18 protein-coding genes and 1 tRNA gene are annotated in these 21,699 nt (G+C 64.7%); 7 read left to right on the forward strand and 12 right to left on the reverse strand.

The annotated features are described in order from the left end of the window. The first annotated feature begins 11 nt into the window (after window positions 1-11). Entirely contained in the window at window positions 12-1,286 is a 1,275-nt protein-coding gene (locus AC56LG_RS08845) for a sugar MFS transporter (RefSeq protein WP_497165722.1), read from the forward strand. Between the two features lie 76 nt (window positions 1,287-1,362). On the opposite strand, the gene trmB is transcribed toward AC56LG_RS08845, so the two are convergent. Continuing rightward, window positions 1,363-2,043 (reverse strand): tRNA (guanosine(46)-N7)-methyltransferase TrmB, encoded by a 681-nt coding sequence (gene trmB, locus AC56LG_RS08850; protein ID WP_497165840.1) that lies wholly within the window; start codon window positions 2,041-2,043, stop codon window positions 1,363-1,365. A gap of 206 nt (window positions 2,044-2,249) precedes the next feature. On the opposite strand from trmB, the gene AC56LG_RS08855 reads away from it, so the two are divergent. Further along, complete coding sequence (locus tag AC56LG_RS08855; RefSeq protein WP_497165723.1) at window positions 2,250-3,368, forward strand: succinylglutamate desuccinylase/aspartoacylase family protein; 1,119 nt, start codon at window positions 2,250-2,252, stop codon at window positions 3,366-3,368. Window positions 3,369-3,372: 4 nt separating this feature from the next. On the opposite strand, the gene AC56LG_RS08860 is transcribed toward AC56LG_RS08855, so the two are convergent. The 3 genes from AC56LG_RS08860 to AC56LG_RS08870 all read right to left on the reverse strand — a co-directional run bounded on the left by AC56LG_RS08860 (window position 3,373) and on the right by AC56LG_RS08870 (window position 5,279). Continuing rightward, window positions 3,373-4,038: a DUF6064 family protein gene (locus AC56LG_RS08860; protein WP_497165724.1), complete on the reverse strand. Its 666-nt coding sequence runs from the start codon at window positions 4,036-4,038 to the stop codon at window positions 3,373-3,375. Then, window positions 4,035-4,964, reverse strand: coding sequence for an aldo/keto reductase (locus tag AC56LG_RS08865; RefSeq protein ID WP_497165725.1), 930 nt, complete (start codon window positions 4,962-4,964; stop codon window positions 4,035-4,037). Before AC56LG_RS08865 ends, AC56LG_RS08860 begins: the two co-directional genes overlap by 4 nt. Before the next feature lie 84 nt (window positions 4,965-5,048). Next, window positions 5,049-5,279, reverse strand: a complete 231-nt coding sequence (locus tag AC56LG_RS08870; protein ID WP_497165726.1) for a phage holin family protein — start codon at window positions 5,277-5,279, stop codon at window positions 5,049-5,051. Window positions 5,280-5,391: 112 nt separating this feature from the next. Here AC56LG_RS08870 and AC56LG_RS08875 point away from each other — a divergent pair, with 112 nt between their 5' ends. Next, on the forward strand, window positions 5,392-6,114 hold the full coding sequence (locus AC56LG_RS08875; RefSeq protein WP_497165727.1) for a S24 family peptidase: 723 nt from the start codon (window positions 5,392-5,394) through the stop codon (window positions 6,112-6,114). Continuing rightward, a complete protein-coding gene (locus tag AC56LG_RS08880) occupies window positions 6,114-6,404 on the forward strand; it encodes a hypothetical protein (RefSeq protein ID WP_497165728.1) in 291 nt (96 codons plus the stop codon). The genes AC56LG_RS08875 and AC56LG_RS08880 overlap by 1 nt, the downstream gene beginning before the upstream one ends. Here AC56LG_RS08880 and AC56LG_RS08885 read toward each other — a convergent pair whose 3' ends face one another. Together AC56LG_RS08885 and AC56LG_RS08890 are read right to left on the reverse strand one after the other, a co-directional pair. Further along, the gene (locus AC56LG_RS08885; protein WP_497165729.1) at window positions 6,405-7,490 is read right to left on the reverse strand and encodes a sugar-transfer associated ATP-grasp domain-containing protein; all 1,086 of its coding nucleotides are present in this window, start codon (window positions 7,488-7,490) and stop codon (window positions 6,405-6,407) included. Window positions 7,491-7,645: 155 nt separating this feature from the next. Continuing rightward, a tRNA-Gly gene (locus AC56LG_RS08890) sits at window positions 7,646-7,719 on the reverse strand. 232 nt (window positions 7,720-7,951) lie between these two features. Between AC56LG_RS08890 and xdp1 the strand changes: the two genes are divergently transcribed. Next, window positions 7,952-8,737 (forward strand): exosortase-dependent surface protein XDP1, encoded by a 786-nt coding sequence (gene xdp1 / locus AC56LG_RS08895; protein WP_497165730.1) that lies wholly within the window; start codon window positions 7,952-7,954, stop codon window positions 8,735-8,737. A gap of 85 nt (window positions 8,738-8,822) precedes the next feature. Here the strand turns inward: xdp1 and AC56LG_RS08900 are convergent, their stop codons facing one another. Further along, window positions 8,823-9,866, reverse strand: coding sequence for a TraB/GumN family protein (locus AC56LG_RS08900; protein ID WP_497165731.1), 1,044 nt, complete (start codon window positions 9,864-9,866; stop codon window positions 8,823-8,825). 229 nt (window positions 9,867-10,095) lie between these two features. On the opposite strand from AC56LG_RS08900, the gene AC56LG_RS08905 reads away from it, so the two are divergent. Then, complete coding sequence (locus tag AC56LG_RS08905; protein WP_497165732.1) at window positions 10,096-10,647, forward strand: LPP20 family lipoprotein; 552 nt, start codon at window positions 10,096-10,098, stop codon at window positions 10,645-10,647. Then, a complete protein-coding gene (locus tag AC56LG_RS08910) occupies window positions 10,637-11,821 on the forward strand; it encodes a flagella assembly protein FlgT middle domain-containing protein (protein WP_497165733.1) in 1,185 nt (394 codons plus the stop codon). The genes AC56LG_RS08905 and AC56LG_RS08910 overlap by 11 nt, the downstream gene beginning before the upstream one ends. 118 nt (window positions 11,822-11,939) lie before the next feature. Here AC56LG_RS08910 and AC56LG_RS08915 read toward each other — a convergent pair whose 3' ends face one another. From AC56LG_RS08915 to AC56LG_RS08935, 5 genes are all read right to left on the reverse strand, one after another. Further along, window positions 11,940-13,421 (reverse strand): UdgX family uracil-DNA binding protein, encoded by a 1,482-nt coding sequence (locus AC56LG_RS08915; protein WP_497165841.1) that lies wholly within the window; start codon window positions 13,419-13,421, stop codon window positions 11,940-11,942. Then, window positions 13,418-14,650 (reverse strand): putative DNA modification/repair radical SAM protein, encoded by a 1,233-nt coding sequence (locus tag AC56LG_RS08920; RefSeq protein WP_497165734.1) that lies wholly within the window; start codon window positions 14,648-14,650, stop codon window positions 13,418-13,420. Before AC56LG_RS08920 ends, AC56LG_RS08915 begins: the two co-directional genes overlap by 4 nt. 355 nt (window positions 14,651-15,005) lie before the next feature. After that, the gene (locus tag AC56LG_RS08925) at window positions 15,006-17,777 is read right to left on the reverse strand and encodes a M16 family metallopeptidase (RefSeq protein WP_497165735.1); all 2,772 of its coding nucleotides are present in this window, start codon (window positions 17,775-17,777) and stop codon (window positions 15,006-15,008) included. A 124-nt stretch (window positions 17,778-17,901) separates the two neighbouring features. Then, window positions 17,902-19,479 (reverse strand): tetratricopeptide repeat protein, encoded by a 1,578-nt coding sequence (locus AC56LG_RS08930; RefSeq protein ID WP_497165736.1) that lies wholly within the window; start codon window positions 19,477-19,479, stop codon window positions 17,902-17,904. Between the two features lie 9 nt (window positions 19,480-19,488). After that, on the reverse strand, window positions 19,489-21,693 hold the full coding sequence (locus AC56LG_RS08935; RefSeq protein WP_497165842.1) for an EAL domain-containing response regulator: 2,205 nt from the start codon (window positions 21,691-21,693) through the stop codon (window positions 19,489-19,491). Window positions 21,694-21,699 lie beyond the last annotated feature (6 nt).

Raw genomic sequence — 21,699 nt, forward strand, 5'->3', positions numbered from 1 at the left:
TTTTTTATTCCATGCACATCGAATCCTCTCCAAGCGCGCCGGCCCACGGCGTGCCGGCCAATGCCGCCAGCCTGCAAACTTTCGTGTTCGCCCTGTTCTTCATTTTCGGCGGCATCACGAGCCTGAACGACGTCATCATCCCGAAGCTGAAAGACCTGTTTACGCTGAGCTATGCGCAAGCGATGCTGGTGCAGTCGGCCTTTTTCGCCGCGTATTTCATCGTCTCGATTCCGGCGGCCGCGATCGTGCGCCGGATCGGTTACATGCGCACCGCGGTCGTCGGCTTGCTGACCATGACGGCGGGCTGCCTGCTGTTCATCCCGGCCTCCTCGTCCGGCATGTTCCCGACCTTCCTGGTCGCCCTGTTCGTGCTCGCGTCGGGCATCACCATCGTGCAAGTGGTGGCCAATCCGCTGATCTCGCTGCTCGGGGCGCCGCACACCGCGCACAGCCGCCTGACCTTCGCCCAGGCCTTCAATTCGCTCGGCACGACCGTCTTTCCGTATGTCGGCGCCATCCTGATCCTCGGTTCGCTGGCCACCATCGATCCGGCCACCCTGTCGGGCGCGGCGCTGGACGCTTACCGCGCCGACGAAACGCGCGTCGTGGTCCAGACCTATCTCGGCCTGGCCGTCGCACTAGTGGTCGTGGCGGCGTTGGTCTGGCACAACCGCAAGAAGCTGGTCGAGGCGCCGGCGTCGAAGGTGAGCATGTTGCGCGCCTTCGAATTGCTGCGCCAGCCACGTTTCGCGCTGGGTGCGCTGTGCCTCTTCCTGTACGTGGGAGCGGAAGTGGCGGTCGGTTCCGTGATCGTGAACTACCTGATGGAAGCGAACGTCCTGGGACTCGATGCCGAAGCGGCCGGCAAGCACGTGCCGCTGTACTGGGGCGGCGCGATGGTCGGCCGCTTCATCGGTGCCGCCCTGCTGCGCCTGTTCTCGCCGGGCAAAGTGCTGGCCTGCGCGGCAGCGATGACGATCACGCTGCTGCTGGTATCGGCCAACACGACGGGCATGGTGTCGGGCTGGTCGCTGCTGGCGGTCGGCCTGTTCAATTCGATCATGTTCCCGACCATTTTCTCGCTTGCCTGCGAAGGCCTGGGCGAGCGCGCGGCCGAGGGGTCGGGCCTGATTTGCATGGCCATCGTCGGCGGCGCGATCGTGCCCTTGCTGATGGGCCATGCGGCCGACACGGTGGGCCTGAAAATGGCTTTGATCGTGCCGGCGCTGTGCTATGCGGTGATCGTGTGCTTCGGCATATTCGCACGGCGGCCGCGGAAAGCCTGACAAGCTGCGCCAGCGTACAAAAAAGCCTCCGAACAATCGTTCGGAGGCTTTTTTTTGCGTACGGCCTGCCCTGCTATTATTTCTTGGCAAACACCAGATCCCACACCCCGTGCCCCAATTTCAGGCCACGGTTTTCGAACTTGGTCAACGGGCGATAGGCCGGCTGCGGCGCATAGCCCTCGGCCGTGTTCTGCAAGGCCGGCTCGGCGCCCAGCACCTCCAGCATCTGCACCGCGTAATCTTCCCAGTCGGTCGCCAGGTGGATATAGCCGCCGGTTTTCAGCTTTTCGCACAGCAGTTTGACAAAGGCAGGCTGGATCAGGCGGCGTTTATTATGGCGCGCCTTGTGCCAGGGGTCGGGGAAATACACATGCACGCCTGCCAGCGAGCCGTCGGGAATCATGTGGTTCAGCACTTCGAAGGCGTCGTGCTGGATCAGGCGCAGGTTCTGGATGCCCTGCTCGCCGATTTGTTTTAGCAGACTGCCCACGCCCGGGGTGTGCACTTCGACGCCGATAAAATCCTTGTCCGGCATCTGGCGCGCGATGTGCGCGGTGGTGTCGCCCATGCCGAAACCGATTTCGAGGATGGTCGGCGCTTCGCGTCCAAAGGCGGCGGCGTAGTCGAGCATCTCTTTTTTATACGGCACCAGGAATTGCGGCCCGAATTCTTCCAGCGCGCGTGCCTGCCCCGTCGACAGGCGGCCGGCGCGGGTGACGAAACTGCGGATGCGGTGTTCAGTCGGGTCGTAAAGCATCGTACGGGCCGGGCCGTTGTCGGGGGTGTCTGCGGACATGGGAAATGAGAGTGAGGAGAATGAGGAAAGGAGGGCGGACATTATAGCCTACGCCGCCGCCCTGTTTCACTGGCACAAGCGCCCATGGCAACGCAGCTCGCGTGTGTGGTCAAGAAGGCAATCTGCGCCATAATTGCCTCTCTCGCCAACCTTGCCAAGGCCCGTTGATGCATTCGACCAAACACCCGATCGCGATCGAAGACAACGTCGCGACCTTCCAGTTGACCTCCTTTCACTACGGCACGCCCGGCGCCGGCAAGAAGGTGTATATCCAGGCCTCGCTGCATGCGGACGAAGTACCGGCGATGCTGGTCGCCCATTACCTGCGCCAGGAACTGGACCGGCTCGACGCCGCCGGATGCATCAAGGGAGAAATCATCCTGGTCCCGGCCGCCAACCCGATCGGCCTGTCGCAGACCATCCACGGCACGCCCTTCGGACGCTACGACCTGTCGACCGGCGTAAATTTCAACCGCGCCTATAAACACGTCGCCGCCGACCTCAAGGAATCGCTGGCCGGCAAGCTGGGCACCGATGCGCAAGCAAATGTCGCCCTGATCCGCGCCCACGCGCGCACCTCGCTCGACGCGTGGAACCCGACCACCAGCGGCGGACTATTGAAAAAAATCCTGCTGTCGATGGCGATCGACGCCGACATCATGCTCGACCTGCATTGCGATAACGAAGCGGTGCTGCACATGTATGCCGGCGAGCCGCTGGCCGACGCCGTCCAGCCGCTGGCCAGCCTGATGGGCGCGCATGCGGTGTTACTTGCGCGCGAATCGGGCGGCGAACCTTTCGATGAAGCCTGCAGCCGCCTGTGGTGGGACCTGGCCGAACATTTCGGCCCCGAGGTCGCGATTCCACCGGCCGGCATTGCCATCACCGTCGAACTGCGCGGCGAAAACGACGTGCGCCACGAGCTGGCGCAGCCGGATGCGCAAGCGATCCTGCAATACCTGGCGCGCGCCGGCGTCCTCGACCTGCCGCTCACGCCGCTGCCAGAACCGCTGTGCGCGCCGACGCCGCTGGAAGCGGTCGAGCCTTTATGTGCGCCCCACTCCGGCGTGCTGGTGTTCCTGAAAACACTCGGAGATAAGGTCGCACCCGAGGAAGCCGTGGCCGAGATCGTCAACCCGGTGACCGGACAAGTCACACCCGTGCGCAGCAAGCACGGCGGCGTGTTTTTCGCCAGCACGGCGCACCGCCACCTGCTGCGTGGCATGCACGTCTGCAAGATCGCGGGGACGACCGCCTTCCGCGCCGGCGACCTGCTCGGTTCGTAATCCCCTACGCTGCGGCGCGGCGCGCGGCCAGCAGGCGCGCGCCGGTAGCCAGCAGCGCCAGTAGCGGCAGTGCCCAGGCCTGGCCCGAACGCAACTCCACCAGCGTCGCCGTGCTGATCGCGCACCACAGCAGCGGCACGATCCACAAGAGGGGGCGCGCACGCCACAGCAACAGGGCAGCAAAAGTAAAAGCCACGGTCGGGTCCGGCGCCAGGCCGAACAGTTCGCCCTGGGTCCAGGGACGCCCGCCAAGGGGCGCCAGCAACGGATACAGCAGCGCGGCCAGGGCGATGCCGAGCGCCAGCTTACCCAGCGACCCGACCGCTTCCGTCAGTCGCGGCGCCTGGCGCCGGCTGGCAAGCCACAGCAGCAGCACGGCCTGCACTGCAAACCCGACCGCAAAATAAGGCGCGCCGGTATTGATGGTCGCGTAGCGCTGGGCAAAATACGTCCAGGCGACTTGCAGCCAGGCCAGCGCCAGCAACAGCGCCGCCGAGCGCCCCGCTTTGGCGCCGCCATGCCACAGGAGGGCGAACAGCGCGATGCCGACTGCCAGCGCCAGCAACTGGCCCGGCCACAGCGCCAGGTTGTGCAATTCGAACAGGCGAAAATAGGTCGCCTTTGAAAACATCAGCAGGTCCGACAGCGAATACGTCCACCACTCGCTCATGTGAGCCGCTTCACGTCGGCAAGGATGCGTCGGCGCAGGGCCGCGTCCGGCAGCGGCCCGCGCGCGGCCCCCATGTTTTCCAGCGCATGCGCCGGATTGGACGTGGCGGGAATGGCGCAGGTGACGGCCGGCTCCGCCACGATGAATTTCAATAAGGCCTGGGCCCAGGTGGTGCAGCCGATTTCCGCCGCCCAGCCGGGCAAGGGCTTGCCGGCCAGCGCTCCGGTCAAGTCGCCCTGGCGGAAGGGCCGGTTGACGATGACGGCGATCTTGCGATCGCGCGCCAGCGGCAGGATGCGGTTTTCCACTTCGCGGTCGAGCACGTTGTAGCTGATCTGCACGAAGTCGAGCGGCTGGGTTTCCATGATTTTCATGAATTCGCCGTGGCGCCGGCCTTCGGAGGTGGTGATGCCGACATAGCGCAGACGGCCCGCGGCCTTCATCTGCTGCAAGGTGCGCAGGTGCTCTTCCCAAGCCAGCAGGTTATGCACTTGCAGCAGGTCGAAGCGCGGCACGCCCCACAGCGCGCGCGACGCCTCGATTTGCGCCGGGCCGCGTGCACCGGCACCGATCCACACCTTGTCGGCCGAGAACAGCGCCTTCGGACCTTTCAGTTGCGCCAGCGCGTGGCCGATCACCGCCTGGGCCGAGCCGTACATCGGCGAGGAATCGATCAGGCGCCCGCCGCCCTGGAAAAACGCCCGCACCACCTCGGTACAGCGGGCGCGGGCGACCGGGTCGTCGCCAACGTTGAAGGTGATCCAGCTGCCGAGGCCGACGACGGGCAGCGCTTCGCCGGAGGACGGGATCGGCCGCGTGAGGAGCGGCGCCGCTGCAGCCGCCAGCGCCGGCCCCATGGCGGCGCAGGCACCACCGGCGAGCACGGCGCGTAGCAGCTTCCTGCGTTCCTCGTCAACAACCTGCATGTGCGCTCCCGCTAAAGGCTGACCTGCCGACACGCCATGTCACCACAGTTTGGATGAGGAGACAACAGCGGCACGTTTGCACGCTTATTTTTTAACCTCCAGCGCCGCCAGCCGCGCCTCCGTTTCGCGGATGGCCAGCTCGGCCTGGCGCTGTTCGCGTGCATCCTTCCTCAACATATAAAACACGTTCAGGGCGCAGGTCGTCAAACCGGTGAGGATGCCAAAGGCGACGCCGACCCGCTCGAGCGTCAGCGCGGTGCTGATCGATGCGAACGCACCAATCACGCTCGAGATTTCCACCATGTTCAGTTTCATCGCCATTCTCCCTTCGTGTCGTTGAGCCAGATCAGCCTCGGTATAGTAATACTATACTTAATAGTAAACTTTTTCTATACTCGCACGTTTAGATTTGCTATACACTTTCACCATGGAAGCTAAAACGATGATTGCCAACTGGATCAAAACGGCGCGGCAGGAAGCCGGCCTGTCGGGCGAAGCCCTGGGGACCAAGCTCGCTTTCGAGCTCGGCACGGCGCGTGGCCATACCAAGGCGAACATCTCGCATTGGGAGACCGAAAAGCACAGTCCCAGCCTGCAGCAGTTGCTGGCGATCGCCAAGGTCACCGGTCGCAGCCTGCCGGCCGCCATCATCGACGGCTTGCGCGGCAGCGATCCCGCCGCCCTCTTTCCCGGCGCCATGCGCGTGGTCGTCTCCGACGCCAGCGACGACACGTTTATTCAGGTGCCGATGGTGAAATTACGCCTGTCCGCAGGCGTCACCGGTTTCCAGACCGAACCCGAGCACCACGATGGCGGCACGGTCGGCATGCGCCGCGACTGGGTCGAACGCAAGGGACTCAACCCAGGCAAGCTGATTGCGATCCTGGTCAAGGGTCAGAGCATGGAGCCGACCCTGTACGAAGACGATATCGTCGTCATCAACACCGCCGACAGGAAACCCACGGCCGGCCAGGTGTTTGCCGTCAATTTCAACGGCGAACCCGTCGTCAAGCGCATGCAAAAGGATGGCGGGCGCTGGTGGCTGGCCTCGGACAACCCCGACCAGCGTACTTATTATCGGCGCGCCTGCGAGGGCGACGGCTGCCTGGTCATCGGCCGCGTGGTGCGCAAGGAAAGCGACCGGATCTGATGCGAGTACACGTCACCCAGTTTGCCCCGCATGGTTCACCGATCGTGGTCGCCATCGTCGAACCGCGGTTTACAGTAAAAGGTGCGGCGGAACCGGTCATCCGGAAAGTCGCGGAACATTTCCCGGCCAAGCCGGTCATGCTGGTGTCGGTGCAACCGAACGGCTTTCGCGCGTATGCGTCGTTCCAGACCGGAGAATTGCTGGCCTTGCTGCAGCTGGAGACGCTGCAGTTGCAGGAGATCGATATTTCGCTGCCCGCGCCGGAGAGCGATGCACCGCTGCCGTTCTGATCAGCTGGCCAGCTTGTCGTCGATAACTTTCCTAAAACCTTTTTTATAGGCGACTTGCAGGATATCGATGTCGTAACGCCAGTTCGCTTCGACGATCACCGGGCCATCTTCGAGGATCGCCACATCCCAGCCGACCGTGTGCAGGCCTGCGATCGTCTCGTGGGCCCGGGTGACCAGCGCCAGCACTTCGGGCCAGTACGGCAGCTGAACGCCGATGATCGATGCGCCCGAACCGGGGTGCACCGCGACTTCGCGCATGGCCGGCCAGGTCTTCGACTTCGAGCCGATCGAGGTGATCATCGTGCCCCGGGCGACGTCGACCCCGGCGACGAGGTTGCCGCTGGCGCCGTGCGAGAAATTGTCCACGTCGGACTCGCCGACGACGATGCGCACGGCCCCGGCAATGACTTCGATCTTGCCCGCGTGGCGGAAGGTGACGACGCGGATCGTCGACAAGCCTTTTGATTGGGTGATGGACTTGATGGCGCGGTGGTTCGACAGTTTGGGCTGGACGATCAGCGCTCGCGTGTAGGCCAGTATCGGGGCGCAATAGCGCTCCAGGTCCTCGAAGCTGCCCTCGTGGCCCCCGCTCCAGCGCACCTTCGTTGCGGTGACGGTCAGCGAAAAGGTGCCCTTGCCGTGCGAGCCATTGCTCGGTTTGACAAAATACTCGCCCGGCACCAGTACCTTTTCCAGATCGGCGGCACTGAGCAAGTGCGGGATGGTGCTGCCTGCGGGTGACGCGCGGGTAATCAGGGCCACGATGTTGGCAGTCGGAATGCCGTGCTGGCGGCAATGCTCGAAGAACATGATCTTGTTGTCGGCCAGTTCGCGCGCCTCGTGCGACGTGATCGCCGCATAACGCTTCTTCAAAGGCTCGTTGTCGAGGTAGTCCGACCAGGTGCGCTTCGGCACCTCGGCCAGGCTGTACAGCGAAAAGAACTTGGCGCCAAGGCCGAGACTGGTACGCGCGTACATCGGCCCCCACAGCAAATGCACGTCCGACAGGCGCTTGATCGACGACATCGCATACAACTGTGCACGCATGTATTGCGAGGCGACATCCATGACACGGGACAGCTTCATTCTTTCCACCTTTTCCAGATTCGACGACCAGTGATGATTACCCTGCACGCCCGACTCGGGTTCATATGCAAAGTGCAACGGTCATGATAACGCAATCACCGTTTTATGTAGTTCTGGAAATTGTGCAAGATGGCGCGCGAGCTGGCGCCGTGGGATGGAGCGGGTGAAGGGAATCGAACCCTCGTCTTAAGCTTGGGAAGCTTCGGCTCTACCATTGAGCTACACCCGCATTGCTCTCATTCTACGCGGGATCATGCCCCGCTGCCAACCTTCCAATGCGGCTCAGCTGGTCTGGGCACCGCCTCAGTCTTGATGGGCGCAGACACCTTTACGGTGTTCCAAGCACACAACACCACTCGGGAATTTAAAAAAAAGCAATTTTTGTTGCAAAAAACGTTTTATTTATTGTAATATGTAAATGAACGTATCTTTTTAGAAATACAACATTCTTGGGGAATTCCATGAAACTGAACAAATTCGGCAGCATTGCAGGAAGCATCGCACTCGTCGCGGCACACGGCCTGGCTGTTGCCGGACCAATTTCGTATTCGGAAAAGACCTGCACGGCTGGCGGCACGACTACCAGCGTGATTCACTGCGCAGCAAATGCCGGCGGTACCAGCTACGGCGCCACCGTCACGGCCTGGTCGGCGCAAAACACCGGCACGTTCAAGAGCGCAACGATGACCTACTATGCCGGTTCCGGTATCGGCATCACCAGCAAGAACGAATCGCTCTCCAATCCGCAGCATGCGATGGACAACAACGGCGCCACCGAGGCGATCCTGGTGAATTTCGGTTCGGCCAACTTCGCCCTGGACCAGGTCTCGATCGGCTGGCGTAGCGGCGATGCCGACGTCAGCATCCTGCGCTACACGGGCGACAGCGCACCATTGCTCACCAATAGCATGATGTCGGACCTGAAGAGTACGGAAGGCTGGGAGTGGATGGGCGACTTTTCGACCCTGACGCCGAGCACTGCGCTCAGCTTCAACAATACCGGCGAAGTCAAGACGGCGTCGTGGTGGCTGATCAGTGCCTACAACACGGCCTATTCGGGCCAGCCGAGCAGCCTCGGCTTTGGCAACGGCAACGATTACTTCAAGCTGTCCGGCTTCGGCGGCAGCATCGTGACGCCTCCGCCTCCGCCACCACCGGCCGACGTGCCGGAACCAGGCACCTTCGCCCTGGTCGGCATTGCCCTGCTGGGTTTCGCGGCTGCACGCCGCAAGTCGCAAGCCATGTAAGCAGATGGCGGGGCAGTTACTTGCCCTGCATCGAACCTGCAACAAACGACAGGCCGCCGCCCCGCACAGGGCGCCGGCCTGTGTTTCATTTGGGCGGCTCGACCGTATATCCCTTGGCCTGCAGCGTGGCGATTACCCCTTTCGGGTCCAGGATTTCCTTGATGTGCACGGCCGTGAACGTGCTCGCGTTGGTCGCCAGCGCCTTTTCCGCGGCGGCCACCCAGGCGGCCAGCGAACGTTCGTTCAGCGTCTGCAGCTCAGGCTGGTTCTTTGCCAGCGAACTGCTCAGCACGGCCTGCTGGCAGGCGGCCCGTTCGCCGTAATCGAGTTTGCGGATGTCCTCGTAGTCACCGACCGCCCAGGCGTTCGCGCGGGCACGCATCGCGACGAGATCGCGGTCGAGCCGGTCAATGGTCTTGGCAAGGCAAGGAATGTCGTCCATGGCCGACTTCTTGAAGTCGCGCACGGCCTTGCCCGGTTCCTTGACCTCGACCCGCAGCGTAGGATCAGTGACCTTGAGCTTGTGCTTCCCGACGAGTTTGTCGATGGTTTTGCCGATCTCGCTGCTGCTCGTGAGGCCTGCCTGCTTGAGTGCGCGGTTCGACAATTCGGCCGCGACGAAGGAGGGACGCTCGCGCTCGATACCGCTGTCGTTGCCAAAATAAACCTCCTTCAGCGGACGCCAACGCGCATACACCTCCGGCGGCAGCAAGTCCTTCAGTTCCGCGCCGTCCGGATTCTTTTTGACGCCAATCAGGAAAGGCAAGGCCGTCACGGCGCCCCAGCCGACGCTGACGCTTGCTCCCGGCGGCTTCAGGTATTCCTGCGACTGGGCAATTGCCTTTTCGACGCCGCGTGAATGCCATTCCATCCCGGCCGGCAAAGGAGAATAGGTGCCGAACACCCACATCACATGGTCATCCTTCGAGACCTTCCACACGCCCGGGCCGGGGCGGCTGCCAGAGACGAGCACCTGTTGGGGAACCGGTTCGCCACTTTCCGTCGTGGGTTCAGTGGCAGCAGTGGCTGCGGAAGGCGCAGGGGCGGGAGCAGCGGGCTCGGCTGCGGTCTGCGCCAGGACGGGCAGGCTCAGGAAACACAGGCTCAGTGCGGTGACGACACGTTTCAACAGCATGGTTACATCCTTCGGTAGTTAGCTGGAGGACATTGTGTTGTCATCTAGCGATATAAGCAAGAAACAAGATGTTACAAGAGCCATATGTATATTGAATATCACGAATACTCACTCATCTGGATACGCGCATAAATATTTCCCTGAACCATCAAGATCCGGGGCAGGCGGTCGTTATCCAGATGATCGCGCGCCGATGCGCGCATGCACTCATTATGGATCCGTCATGAAATTCGCCGCCATCTTCGTCTTTGCCGCCGCCTCGCTGCTGTCCGCCTGCGGCAGCATGCGCACTTCCTCCCCGCCGGCCGCGCTCGCGCAGCCGGCGATCGTGACCCTGCACGCCACCGGTTATGGCGCCGTCAACATGGCTTCCTGCAATGGCGAATGCGAGCGCGTTTCGCCGGCCCAGCGCAAGCTGCTGGCCATGCGCGCGGCGCGCCTGGATGCCTACCGTTCGATGGCCGAACAGGTCTATGGCTTGCGCATCGAAGGCGGCAGCACGGTTGCCTCGCTGGCGCTCAAGGACGACAGTTTCAAGGTGTATATTGACGCCTTCATCCGTGGCGCGCGCGTGACCAACGTCGCCCAGCGCGACGACGGCACCTACGAAACGACCGTGGAGATGGATTTCGACACCAATGCGGCGCGCATCCCAGTTCCAGCTCGCGACCCTGCCCCACACGCCGCCCCGGCAGTGGCGAAGAACGCCCGCACCATGGTGGGCAACGCCGGCCCTGGCGCTGCCTACGGCGCGTCGTTCTACCATGCCCAGTAAGCTGCGGCTTCTCGGTAGCGCCCTCCTGGCGCTGCTGCTTCACTTTCCGTTATTTGCCGCCGCCGCGCCGGCCGAAGCCGAAGGCGTCGCCGCGATCGCCGAAGGTGGCCTTGCGCGTGCGCGCCAGGGCGCCATCCGCGACGCCCTCGAACAATTGGGCCTGCGCAGCGGCGCCCGCGTCGACGTTGCCGCCGGCGCGTCCACGCGCGGCAAGGCGTTCGAGAGCAGCCGCGTGCAACCGGCCGCCGACTTCGAGCGCTACACGGTGCTGCGCGAATGGCAGACTGGCCAGCTGCTGCACGTGCGCATCGCAGTGAAGGAAGAAGAGGCGCGCCCGCGCGGCGGCGCCACGCTGGCCTATAAAAAGAAAATCGTCGTCACGCCCTTCCGCGTGCGCCGCTCGCCGCAACTGGACGACGTCGACGACATCGCCGTTCGGCTACCGCAGGAATTGCTGCGCCGGATGGGCGCGAGCAGCAAATTCCTCGGCAAGGAAAGCCCCTACGTGATTTCTCCCGGCGTGGACGGCCCGAGCACCGACACGGCGGCCGTGCGCCGCCTGGCATCGATGTACGACGGCCAGTTCGTGATCTCGGGCGAAATCGTCGACGCCGGCAATTACGAGCAGCCGGCCTATTACGGCCTGATCAAGAAGGATGCGCGCCGCATCGAGATCGCCTTGTACGTGCACGACGGCTTGAGTGGAGCGTTGGTCGCGCGGCGCAATGTGCTGGTCGAGCAGGTCGGCGCGCGCCGCGTCGGGCGCGATAAACCGTTTGGCAGTGCCAGCTTTGCCGCCACGCCATTCGGCGGCGCGATCCTGCGCGCGCTCGACGAAGGCATCGCCGCCGTCTCCACCGATATCGCCGCGTTGCCGTTCATGGCGAAGGTGGTGCAGGTGCAGGGCGAGCGCATCTTCATCGATGCCGGCAGCACCTCGTCGCTGGCGCCGGGCGACCAGCTGGTGATCTACCGCGCCGACCCGCGCCAGCAGGTGTACGGGGCCGACCCGCTGGTGCCGCTCGGCGCCGTCGAGACGCCGGTCGGGACCTTGTCGGTGGTGCAGGTGCAGCCGGGGTTTGCGATCGGGACGGTGACGCCGCCGGGCGCCGCGAAGCAGGTCAGCGCCGGGGATCTGGTGCGTTTCGATGTGGCGGTGATGCCGGCAAAATGATGGTTGTGTAGGGCGGGCTCTCGAGCCCACGCGGTGCGGCGTGTGCAAATCGAAATGCATTTCGACCGGCACATGCTGTACCGCGTGGGCACAAGTGCCATTCGTGGCCCGGCCCACCCTACGCGGGGCGCTCCAGCAATGACTGCGCCAACTTGAACCCGTCGACCATTACCTTGAACGCCTGGTGCTTGGTCTCTTCGTCCGGCACGCGCAGGATGTAGGACGGGTGATAGACGGTGACGACCCAGTGTTCCCCATGGCGGATCGCCTTGCCGAGCGACTCGCCCAGTTTCGCGCTGCCGCTCCCCAACACCGATTTCAGGGCGGTCGCGCCCAGCGCCACGATCACCTTCGGCTTGACTGCCGCCAGCTCCTTGTCGAGCCAGTAGTGGCAAGCCTCGACCTCGCGCTGCGCCGGGGTTTTATGCAGGCGCCGCTTGCCGCGCGGCTCCCATTTGAAATGTTTGACGGCGTTGGTGAGATAGATCTCGCGCCGGTCCAGGCCGGCGCTCTCGAACACGCGGTCGAGCAGCTTGCCGGCCGGTCCAATAAAGGCTTTGCCGGCCAGGTCTTCCTGGTCGCCCGGCTGTTCGCCCACCAGCATGATCTGCGCCCGCTTCGGCCCTTCCCCACCGACGGCTTGCGTCGCGAACTGCCACAGTTCGCAGCGGCGGCATTCGTCGAGTTTCGACGGTTGCTGGCGTTCGGGTTGGGCGTCGGCGGGCGCGATCGCGATCGTGCGCCCGCTTTGCCGGCCCACCGCCTGGGCCTGGCCGGTGCTGCGCGCGCCCAGTTCGGCATTGCTGACCATTTGCGGGACGATCGCGCCTTCAGGCAGATTCTTCCAGAAGCGCGACGGGATATGGCTTTGCATCAGCTGAGCGTTGACACGCGCCGGGTTAAAAATGCTGCGGTAATAGGTGAGCCAGAGGGCTTCGCCGGCGTCGTCGAGGTCGGCCGCGCTCGACATCAGCGGGCCGGTATGGTGCAGGGTGGCGCCGTCCCACATGACGCTGGCCTCGGGCGTGCCGATCATCCAGGTGACGCCGCCCATGCGGTTCCTGAAATGCTCGGCAACCTGCGGCAGCACGTCGTGGCGCGGCTCGAACCAGGCGGCGAACTGCGGCGGGCCGGCGTCGAGCGGACGCTCGCGGAATCGGATATAGGCATGCATGTCGTGCTCCTCGCGGCGCACCGCCTTGACCATCGCGTGCAATTTGCCGCCGTCGGCATCGGCCGGCGACTGCACGTCGTGCTCGCCGTGCTGCCAGCGCCAGATCACCCGGTACAGGAAGGCCCAACGGTCGGGCACGCGGCAGCAGGCGGCCGATTGCAGCATGTCCATCAGCGCGCGCGGTATTCGAAGTAAATGCGGGGGTGCAGGTTTTACGTGCTTTAACTCGCTAGGCCCATTATCCGCAGGAGAAGCAGAGTCCGGCGCACCCGAGAACAGGTCGGTGGCGACGGCGCCCGCCTCGTTCCAGGTCACCCGTTCCGGCGCCACGTCATGCATCAACAGGTCGCGCGCGGCAGTACGCCATTCGGGAAAGCCGGACACCACCAGCGGCTGGCCGGCAATCACGCGGGCCGCCGCGTTCATGCCGCCTTCAACTCCGGCCACAGGTTCATCTGCTCCTGCGGCGCGCCCAGGTGGCGCCGCAGCAGGTCGGAACTGGCCAGGCCCTGCGCCGGCTTGTAGTCGGCGGTGACGACGAAGGGCGCGATTTTCTTCATGCTGCAGCGCAGGCGCGACAAATCTTCCCAGCGCACCCGGCGCAGGCGGCGCAGGTCGACGATGCGCTTGGCGTTGCGCAGGCCGATGCCGGGCACGCGCGCGATCATTTCGGCGTCGGCGCGGTTCAGGTCCATCGGGAAGTGGTCGCGGTTGGCCAGCGCCCAGGCCAGTTTCGGGTCGACGTCGAGCGCCAGGTTGCCGGCCGCCGGCATCAGTTCGCCCGCGGTAAAACCATAGCCGCGCAACAGGAAATCGGCCTGGTACAGGCGGTGCTCGCGCAGCAGCGGCGGCGGCGCCAGCGGCACGCTGTCCGGGCTTTGCGGGATCGGGCTGAAGGCCGAGTAATACACGCGCTTGAGTTTATAGCTGCCGTACAGGGTCTCGGCCGTGTTGAGGATGGTCTGGTCGTCGCTGGCGTCGGCGCCGACGATCATCTGCGTGCTCTGGCCGGCCGGGGCAAACGCCGGCGCCTTCGGTTCTTCCGCTTTCTCATCCAACTTGCGCCGGATCGAACCCATCGCCAGCTTGATGGTGTGGACGTTTTTCTCGGGCGCGAGGCGGGTCACGCTGTCGTGGGTCGGCAGCTCGATGTTCACGGATAAGCGGTCGGCGTAGCGGCCGGCTTCGGCGATCAGCAAGGGATCGGCGTCCGGAATCGTCTTGAGGTGGATGTAGCCCTTGAAATTGTGCTCTTCGCGCAGCGTGCGCGCCACGGCGACCAGCTGCTCCATCGTGTAGTCGCTTGACTGGATGATGCCGGAACTGAGGAACAGGCCATCGATGTAGTTGCGCAGGTAGAAATCGTGGGTCAATTTCACGACTTCGGCCACCGAAAAGCGTGCACGCGGGACATTCGAGGTACGGCGGTTGACGCAGTACTGGCAGTCGTAGACGCAGAAATTGGTGAGCAGGATTTTCAGCAGCGAGACGCAGCGGCCGTCGGGCGTATAGCTGTGACAGATGCCCATGCCGGTGGTGGCGCCGACGCCACCGTCGTTGCCGTCGGAAGCACGCTTGGGCGCACCGCTGCTGGCGCAGGAGGCATCGTATTTGGCGGCGTCCGCCAGGATTTCGAGCTTGTCGGAAAGTTTCATCGGAATGGAGAAACTGTATGGGTGTACAGTATAAACCAGCCCGGGTATGTACGGCGCGCGGTAAGGGTTGGTGCCGGGACAAAGGCGGGTCGCCGTTGTAGGGTGGACTCCTGAGTCCACGCGTACGTGCCGTGGCACACCGCCAACACAGATGACGATTGCCGACGCATGCGTGACAGAATGAATTTCGATTGTTCAAGCGTGCGTAACGCGTGGGCTCGGGAGCCCACCCTACGAGGTTGTGAAAAAATCGCCATGGCGGCGTTGCGCCGCCTTGCCCTGACGATTTTTTCACAACCTCTACGTTACACGACCGTCACCGGCTCACGGTGAACGTTGTGAGTCGATTTATGATTTACCTCACCGGCTTGCCGTCCTGGTCCAGCACGACCACTTCGCCCCAGCCCAGCGAACGAATGCCCGTTTCCACCTTGCGCAGGTCGCCGATCACCACCCAGACCACGTTCTCCGGCTGCACGAATTTATTCGCCGCCTGGCCCAGCTGTGCGGGCGTCAGCGCCTTCAGGTTGGCCGAGTACCCACTCCAGTAGTTTTCCGGCAGGTTCAGGTTGACGCTGGCCAGGGCCGCCGCTTCCAGCGCGCCCAGGGTTTCGAAGCGGCCGGCCAGGCGCGAGGTCATGTTGCGCATGATGCTCTCGTACTCGGCGCCGACCAGCGGACGCGCGCCGGCCACGCCCTTGACCTCGTTCGCCACTTCGCGCATCGCCTCGACGGTTTTATCCGTCTGCACCGGCGCCATGGTGATGAAACTGCGCTGGCCGCGCACTTCGCTCAAACGTGCATTGGTACCGTAGCTCCAGTGTTTATCGAGGCGCAGGTTACGGTTCAGGCGCGAGGTGGCGATGCCGCCGAAGTTGTGCATCACCGGCTCGATGGCGAGGTCTTCCGGCTGGCCGTAAGGCAGCGACAGGTGCGCGGCGACGATGGTCGATTGCGGCGCGTCCGGCTTGTCGATCAGGTAGACCTTCTTGCCGGTCGTGGCGCCCAGCGCTGCCGCCGGTTTGGCCGGTGCCGTGCCGGCGGCCCAGCGGCCGAACGACGCTTCCAGCGCCGGCAGCAATTTATCCATCGTGGTGTCGCCGGCAACGACCAGGGTCGCGCTGCCCGGACGGAACCAGCTGGCGTGCCACTGCGCCAAATCGTCGCGCGTGATGGCGTCGACGCTGGCGGCGGTGCCGCTGGCAGGCTTGCCGTAGGCGTGTTCCTGGCCGTACAGCAGGGCCGGGACGACGCGCATGGCGAGGCTGTTCGGCTGCGCCTTTTCCTGGCCGATCTGCGCCATGCGCCGCGCTTTCTGCAGCGCGAACTGGTCTTGCGGGAAGCTCGGGGCCAGCGCGGCGTCGGCCATGATGGCGAGCGACGGCGCCAGGTTGGCGGCGGTCGCCTGCAGGCGTACCAGCGACTGGTCGGCGCTGCTGGCGGTCGCCAGGCGCGCGCCCAGGTTCTCCAGCGCATCCGACAGCGCAAAGGCGTCGCGCGTTTTGGTGCCCTTGTCGAGCAGGTCGAGCGCGAGCGAAGCGGCGCCGGCCTTGGCCGTACTGTCCGAGGCCACGCCGGCGTCCACCGCGAGCGTCGCATTCACGATCGGCGCCGTGTGGCGTTCGAGCAGGATCACCTTCAAACCATTTTTTAACTGCGCGCGCTGCATGGCCGGGAATTTCACGTCGGGTGCCTCGCCCAGGCCCGGCAGCACTTTGCGGTCGATGGTCGACTTCACGGCCGCCAGTTTGGCGAACGGACGCACCGTCATCGTGTAGTGATTCGCACGCAGCCAGCGGTTGCCGGCCGCCTTAACGTCGCCTGGGGTCGCCGCTGCCAACTGCTCCAGGCGTGTCAGATACGCATCCGGCGCACCGCCATAGGTCATGCTCTCGGCCAGCACGTCGGACCGCCCGCCGAAGCCGCCCAGGCGCTCGATGCTGCGCGAGAAGTCGGACAGGGTGCGGGTTTTTACGCGCGCCAGTTCGGCGGCAGTCGGGCCTTTGGCCAGCAGGTCGGCGACGATGGCATCGATCTCGCGCTCGACCTCGAGCGGATCGGCGCCCGGTTTGACGGTGGCGACAATGTTAAAAGTGCCGCCCAGTTCCGCATCGTTGACATAGGTACTGACCGCGGTGGCCAGGCCCTTGTCGTAGACCAGGCGCTTATCGAGGCGCGCGCTCTTCGAGCCGGCCAGTACTTCGGCCAGCAGCGCCAGGCGCGGCGTGTCGGCATCCTTCCAATTGGCCACGTGCCAGCTGCGGTAGATGCGCACCTGCGGTACGTGATCTTCCATCTCGTCACGGATGTTGCGTTCGAGCTGGGGAATCCAGGTCTCGGTGCGCGGCAGCGGCGGCCCCGGCGGAATCGCGCCGAAGTACCTGGTGACGAGTTCGAGCGCCTTTTCCGGCGTGATGTCGCCGGCCAGCGACATCACCGCGTTGTTCGGACCATAGTATGTGCGGTACCACTCGCGGATGTCTTCCAGCGAGGCGGCCGACAGATCGTCCATGGAGCCGATGGTCGACCACGAATACGGGTGCGAATACGGGTACATCTTCGCGCCGATCTCGTTGCGCACGCGGCCATACGGCTGGTTCTCGCCCTGGCGCTTTTCGTTCTGCACCACGCCGCGCTCGCGCTCGAGCATCTCCTTCGAGATGTAGTTGCCGAGGAAGCCCATGCGGTCCGATTCGAGGAACAGGGTGCGTTCGAGCGCCGACACCGGCACGTCCTCGAAGAAGTTGGTGCGGTCGGTATTCGTGGTGCCGTTGCGGTTGTTGGCGCCGAGGTCGTCCATCGCCTCGCGGAAGCCATGCGGGTAGTTTTCGGAGCCGTTGAAGAAGAAGTGCTCGAACAGGTGCGCGAACCCGGTCTTGCCGCGCTTCTCGTTGCGCGAACCGACGTGGTACCACATGTTGACGCCGACCACGGGCACGCTGTGGTCTTCGTGCACGATCAGGGTCAGGCCGTTGGGCAGCACGAATTTTTTGTGGTTGATCGTGTAGGCCTGGCGGTCGAACGGTGCGGATTTGGCGCTGGGTACGGTGGCCGGTGCGGCATGCGCGGGCAGCGCGGCGGTCGAGGCGAAGGCGAGGGCCAGCGCGGCGAGAAGGGGTTTGTTCATGGGTCTCCGTGGGACGGCGTGTGGTTGTTGTAGCGGTATTTTAACCATCGGGTGCCGGCACTCAGCAGAGTTTTCGGTATGCATGCGTGGGTTGGACGCGTGGACGGCTCTGCCGTCCACGCGTTCAGGCAGCAGCAGACTGCGCCATCTCCAGCTGCCCCGCATCCATGCGCGCCGCGATCTTCTTCAGGTACGCGCCCGCGCCCGCCACGCCGGCCGCATCGGCGCGCGCCAGCCAGGCGTAGGCGGCCACCAGGTCGCGATGTACCCCCTGCCCGGTCGCACACATCACGCCCAGGTTGAACTGCGCGCGCGCATGGCCCTGGCGTGCGGCGCGCAGGTACCAGAAGTGTGCCGCCCCGTAGTCGCGCTCGACGCCGTGGGCGCTGTCGTAGCGCAGCGCCAGCGCGAACTGGGCCAGCGCATGGCCTGCGTCGGCGGCCTTGCGGTACCAATGCGCTGCTTCCCTCGGATCGCTGGTGTCCAGGCGGTCGAGCAGCACCCCGACCATGTGCTGGGCCGGCGCGTAATCCTGGTCGGCCGCGCGCCGGTACCAGGCCAGGGCACGCGCGGCGTCCTGCGCCACGCCGGCGCCCGACTCATAACGCAGGGCGAGATCGAACTGGGCGCGCAGGTGGCCTTGCTCGGCCGCCTGCTCGTACCAGTACAGCGCCTGCGCCGGATCCATGTCGACGCCGTTGCCGGCATCGTAAAGCTGGCCCAGGTGGTATTGCGCGGCAGGTAAACCCTGGGCGGCGGCCAGGCGGTACCAGTGCGCGGCCTGCACCGGGTCGCGCTCGACACCCTGGCCGTGCTCGTGGCGCAGGCCGAGGTTGTCCTGGGCGGCGGCGTGGCCCTGGTCTGCGGCGCGCCGGTACCACGTCAATGCGGCCGCCTCGTCGCGCGGCACGCCATGGCCGCTGTCGTGGATCAGGGCAAGGTTGAACTGGGAACTGGCGTGGCCCTGGCGCGCGGCGCGTTCGTACCAGTCGATCGCCTGCACGCTGTCATGGGCGACGTCCTGGCCCTTGTCGAAGCGCAGCGCGAGGTTGAACTGGGCCGGCGCATAGCCCTGGTCGGCCGCGCGGCGCAACCAGTCGAGCGCCTGCGCCGGGTCGCGCACGACGCCCTGGCCGCTGTCGTAGCGCAGCGCCAGCGCGAACTGCGAGCGCGCATAGCCCTGCTCGGCCGCACGCCGGTACCAGCCGGTCGCCGCCGCCGTGTCCTGGGCCACGCCCTTGCCGCCGTCGAACATCATGCCGAGGTTGTGCTGGGCGCCGGGGTCGCCCTGGTTGGCGGCCTGGCTGAACCAGTGCAGCGCCTGGCCGACGTCGGCCGCGGTGCCCTGTCCCTTGGCATGCATCCAGCCCAGGTTGTACTGGGCCGGCGCATAGCCCTGCTCGGCCGCGCAGCGGTACCAGTGCAGCGCCTGGACGTGATCCTGGGCCACGCCCTGCCCCTTCTGGTACATCAGGCCGAGGTTGTACTGGGCCTGCTCCAGGCCGGCGGCGGCCGCCTTGCGGTACCAGCCGACGGCCAGTGCCTCGTTGCGCGGCACGGCCTGGCCGCTGACGTACATGAAGCCGAGCTGATGCTGGGCACTGGCGACGCCGCGCTCGGCCAGCGCTTTTACGCGCAGGAATTCGGCAGTGTGACGAGCCGCAGTGTCGCGCTCGGAGCCAGGCACGCCCGCGCTATTCATGCGCGCGGATCAGGCGCGCAGCGCGGCCGCCGGCGATGCCTGGCCGCGCAGCACGCCAATGAAGCTCGACAGCGAAATCGGGCGGTGGAACAGGTAGCCCTGCATCGTCTCACAACCGTTGGACCGCAGGTAGTCCGCCTGCGTCTCGGTCTCGACGCCTTCGGCCACCAGGTGCAGGTTCAGGCCGCGCGCAATCGAGATGATCGCCAGGATCACCGGATAATGCCCTTGCGCGTCGTGGATCTCCTTGACGAAGGACTGGTCGATCTTCATCGTGTGGATCGGGAAACGGTGCAGGTAAGAGAGCGACGAGTAGCCGGTGCCGAAGTCGTCGATCGCGACCGACACGCCCAGCTGGCAGAGTTTGTTGAGCTGCTCGATCGCATACTGCGGATTGCGGATGCAGATGTTCTCGGTGATCTCGACCTCGATCTGGCTCGGCGAAATCCCGTAGCGCACCAGCGCACCGCGCATCTTCTCGAAAAAGTCGCCGCGGTCGAGGTATTGCGGCGACAGGTTGAGCGACAGGCGCACCGCCTGGCCGCTGGCGAGGTTCCATTGCAGCATGTCGCGGCACAGGGCGCCGATCATCCAGTCCGAGATCGGCAGCATCAGGCCGTTCTCTTCGGCGAAGGGCAAGAATTCGCCGGCCGACAGCAGCCCGCGCGTCGGATGATTCCAGCGCATCAGCGCCTCGGCGCCGACGATGCGGCCGCTGGTCGAATCGATCTGCGGCTGGTAATACATCTCCAGTTCGTTGTGCTCGAGCGCGCGGCGCAGCGCCTGCTCCAGCGCGATCTTTTGATGCGAGGCGTCGAGCATCGAGTCGTGATAAAAACTGTGGCCGTTCTTGCCCAGCGCTTTCACCTGGTACATCGCGATGTCGGCGTGCCGCAGCAGTTCGTCGATCGATTCGCCGTCGCCCGGATAGATGGCGATGCCGATCGAGGCCGAGATGTGCACTTCGTGGCCGTCGAGGTCGAAGGGCCGGTGCAGGCTTTCCAGGAACTTGTCGGCGATGACGCGCGCGTCGTCGCGGTCGCGCAGTTCCGGCAACACGATGGTGAATTCGTCGCCGCCCTGGCGCGCCAGCGTATCGCCCTTGCGCAGGCAGGCCTTGAGGCGCACCGCCACCTGCTGCAGCAGCTCGTCGCCCTTGACGTGGCCGAGGGTGTCGTTCACCAGCTTGAAGCGATCGAGGTCGATGAACATCACCGCCAGTTCGGTCAGCTTGCGCTTGGCCTGGATCACGGCCAGGCCAAGGCGGTCCTTGAACAGGATCCGGTTCGGCAAGTCGGTGAGGATGTCGTGGTAGGCCTGGTAGGAGATGACCTCTTCGGCGCGCTTGCGGTCGGTGACGTCGCGCGCCACGCCATAGGTGCCGAAGAATTCGAGCTTTTGCACTTCGCTGTCGGGCACGTGCATGCCGATCGAGTTCAGCGAGATCGTCATCAGGGTGTTGTTGAAGGTGCGCTCGCCGCTGTTGCTCCTGGCCCCGCGGCATTTCAAACGCAGCTCGACGTTGCGCGACGCCCGCTCGTCGACCCGTCGCTCGTTGAAGACGTAGCGCGCGCGCTCCAGGTCTTCGTCGTGCACCAGGATCGAGTAATGCTTGCCGATCAGTTCATCGCGCGAAAAACCCAGCAGCTGGTAGGCGCGGTCGTTGACGAACGTGAAGCGCCCTTCGTGGTTCAAGGTATAGATGATGTCCGGCGAGCTGTCGACCAGGTAGCGGTACATCTTCTCGGAGTTTTCCAGCTGCTGCGCCATGCGCGCGTTGGCGACGGCCAGGCGGCGCTGTTCAAGCGCGTTGCCCACCGTTTTCATCAGCTCTTCGCGGCTGTAGGGCTTGCGCAGGTAGTCGTAGGCGCCGCGCTTCAAGGCGCCGATCGCGGCCTCGATGCCGACTTCGCCGCTCATCACGATCACGTCGGCGTCCACGCCGCGCTCGTTCATGAAGTCCATGATCTGGTGGCCGCCGATGTCGGGCAGGCGCAGGTCGAGCAGGACCAGGTCGAAGCGGCTGCGCGACAGCTGGGCGATGGCTTCGGTGCCGGAACCGGCGGTGGTGAGATCGAAGCCGCGGTCGCGCAGCAATTCGTAAAGCGAGGCGAGCAGGCGCGGCTCGTCGTCGACCAGCAGCAAACGCGGCTGGTGCGCCGCACCAGGCAGGGTCGACAGGAAAGGCTCTCCAGCAGGACGATACTCGTTCATCATGAC

It is taken from the genome of Telluria sp. ZB2R32 (assembly GCF_059685715.1).

What these genes read in the sequence shown, in the direction of transcription:
- AC56LG_RS08845 (WP_497165722.1), top strand. Translation starts at nt 12, where the DNA reads ATGCACATCGAATCCTCTCCAAGCGCGCCGGCCCACGGCGTGCCGGCC.
- trmB (WP_497165840.1), bottom strand. Translation starts at nt 2,043, where the DNA reads ATGCTTTACGACCCGACTGAACACCGCATCCGCAGTTTCGTCACCCGC.
- AC56LG_RS08855 (WP_497165723.1), top strand. Translation starts at nt 2,250, where the DNA reads ATGCATTCGACCAAACACCCGATCGCGATCGAAGACAACGTCGCGACC.
- AC56LG_RS08860 (WP_497165724.1), bottom strand. Translation starts at nt 4,038, where the DNA reads ATGAGCGAGTGGTGGACGTATTCGCTGTCGGACCTGCTGATGTTTTCA.
- AC56LG_RS08865 (WP_497165725.1), bottom strand. Translation starts at nt 4,964, where the DNA reads ATGCAGGTTGTTGACGAGGAACGCAGGAAGCTGCTACGCGCCGTGCTC.
- AC56LG_RS08870 (WP_497165726.1), bottom strand. Translation starts at nt 5,279, where the DNA reads ATGAAACTGAACATGGTGGAAATCTCGAGCGTGATTGGTGCGTTCGCA.
- AC56LG_RS08875 (WP_497165727.1), top strand. Translation starts at nt 5,392, where the DNA reads ATGGAAGCTAAAACGATGATTGCCAACTGGATCAAAACGGCGCGGCAG.
- AC56LG_RS08880 (WP_497165728.1), top strand. Translation starts at nt 6,114, where the DNA reads ATGCGAGTACACGTCACCCAGTTTGCCCCGCATGGTTCACCGATCGTG.
- AC56LG_RS08885 (WP_497165729.1), bottom strand. Translation starts at nt 7,490, where the DNA reads ATGAAGCTGTCCCGTGTCATGGATGTCGCCTCGCAATACATGCGTGCA.
- xdp1 (WP_497165730.1), top strand. Translation starts at nt 7,952, where the DNA reads ATGAAACTGAACAAATTCGGCAGCATTGCAGGAAGCATCGCACTCGTC.
- AC56LG_RS08905 (WP_497165732.1), top strand. Translation starts at nt 10,096, where the DNA reads ATGAAATTCGCCGCCATCTTCGTCTTTGCCGCCGCCTCGCTGCTGTCC.
- AC56LG_RS08910 (WP_497165733.1), top strand. Translation starts at nt 10,637, where the DNA reads ATGCCCAGTAAGCTGCGGCTTCTCGGTAGCGCCCTCCTGGCGCTGCTG.
- AC56LG_RS08915 (WP_497165841.1), bottom strand. Translation starts at nt 13,421, where the DNA reads ATGAACGCGGCGGCCCGCGTGATTGCCGGCCAGCCGCTGGTGGTGTCC.
- AC56LG_RS08920 (WP_497165734.1), bottom strand. Translation starts at nt 14,650, where the DNA reads ATGAAACTTTCCGACAAGCTCGAAATCCTGGCGGACGCCGCCAAATAC.
- AC56LG_RS08925 (WP_497165735.1), bottom strand. Translation starts at nt 17,777, where the DNA reads ATGAACAAACCCCTTCTCGCCGCGCTGGCCCTCGCCTTCGCCTCGACC.
- AC56LG_RS08930 (WP_497165736.1), bottom strand. Translation starts at nt 19,479, where the DNA reads ATGAATAGCGCGGGCGTGCCTGGCTCCGAGCGCGACACTGCGGCTCGT.
- AC56LG_RS08935 (WP_497165842.1), bottom strand. Translation starts at nt 21,693, where the DNA reads ATGAACGAGTATCGTCCTGCTGGAGAGCCTTTCCTGTCGACCCTGCCT.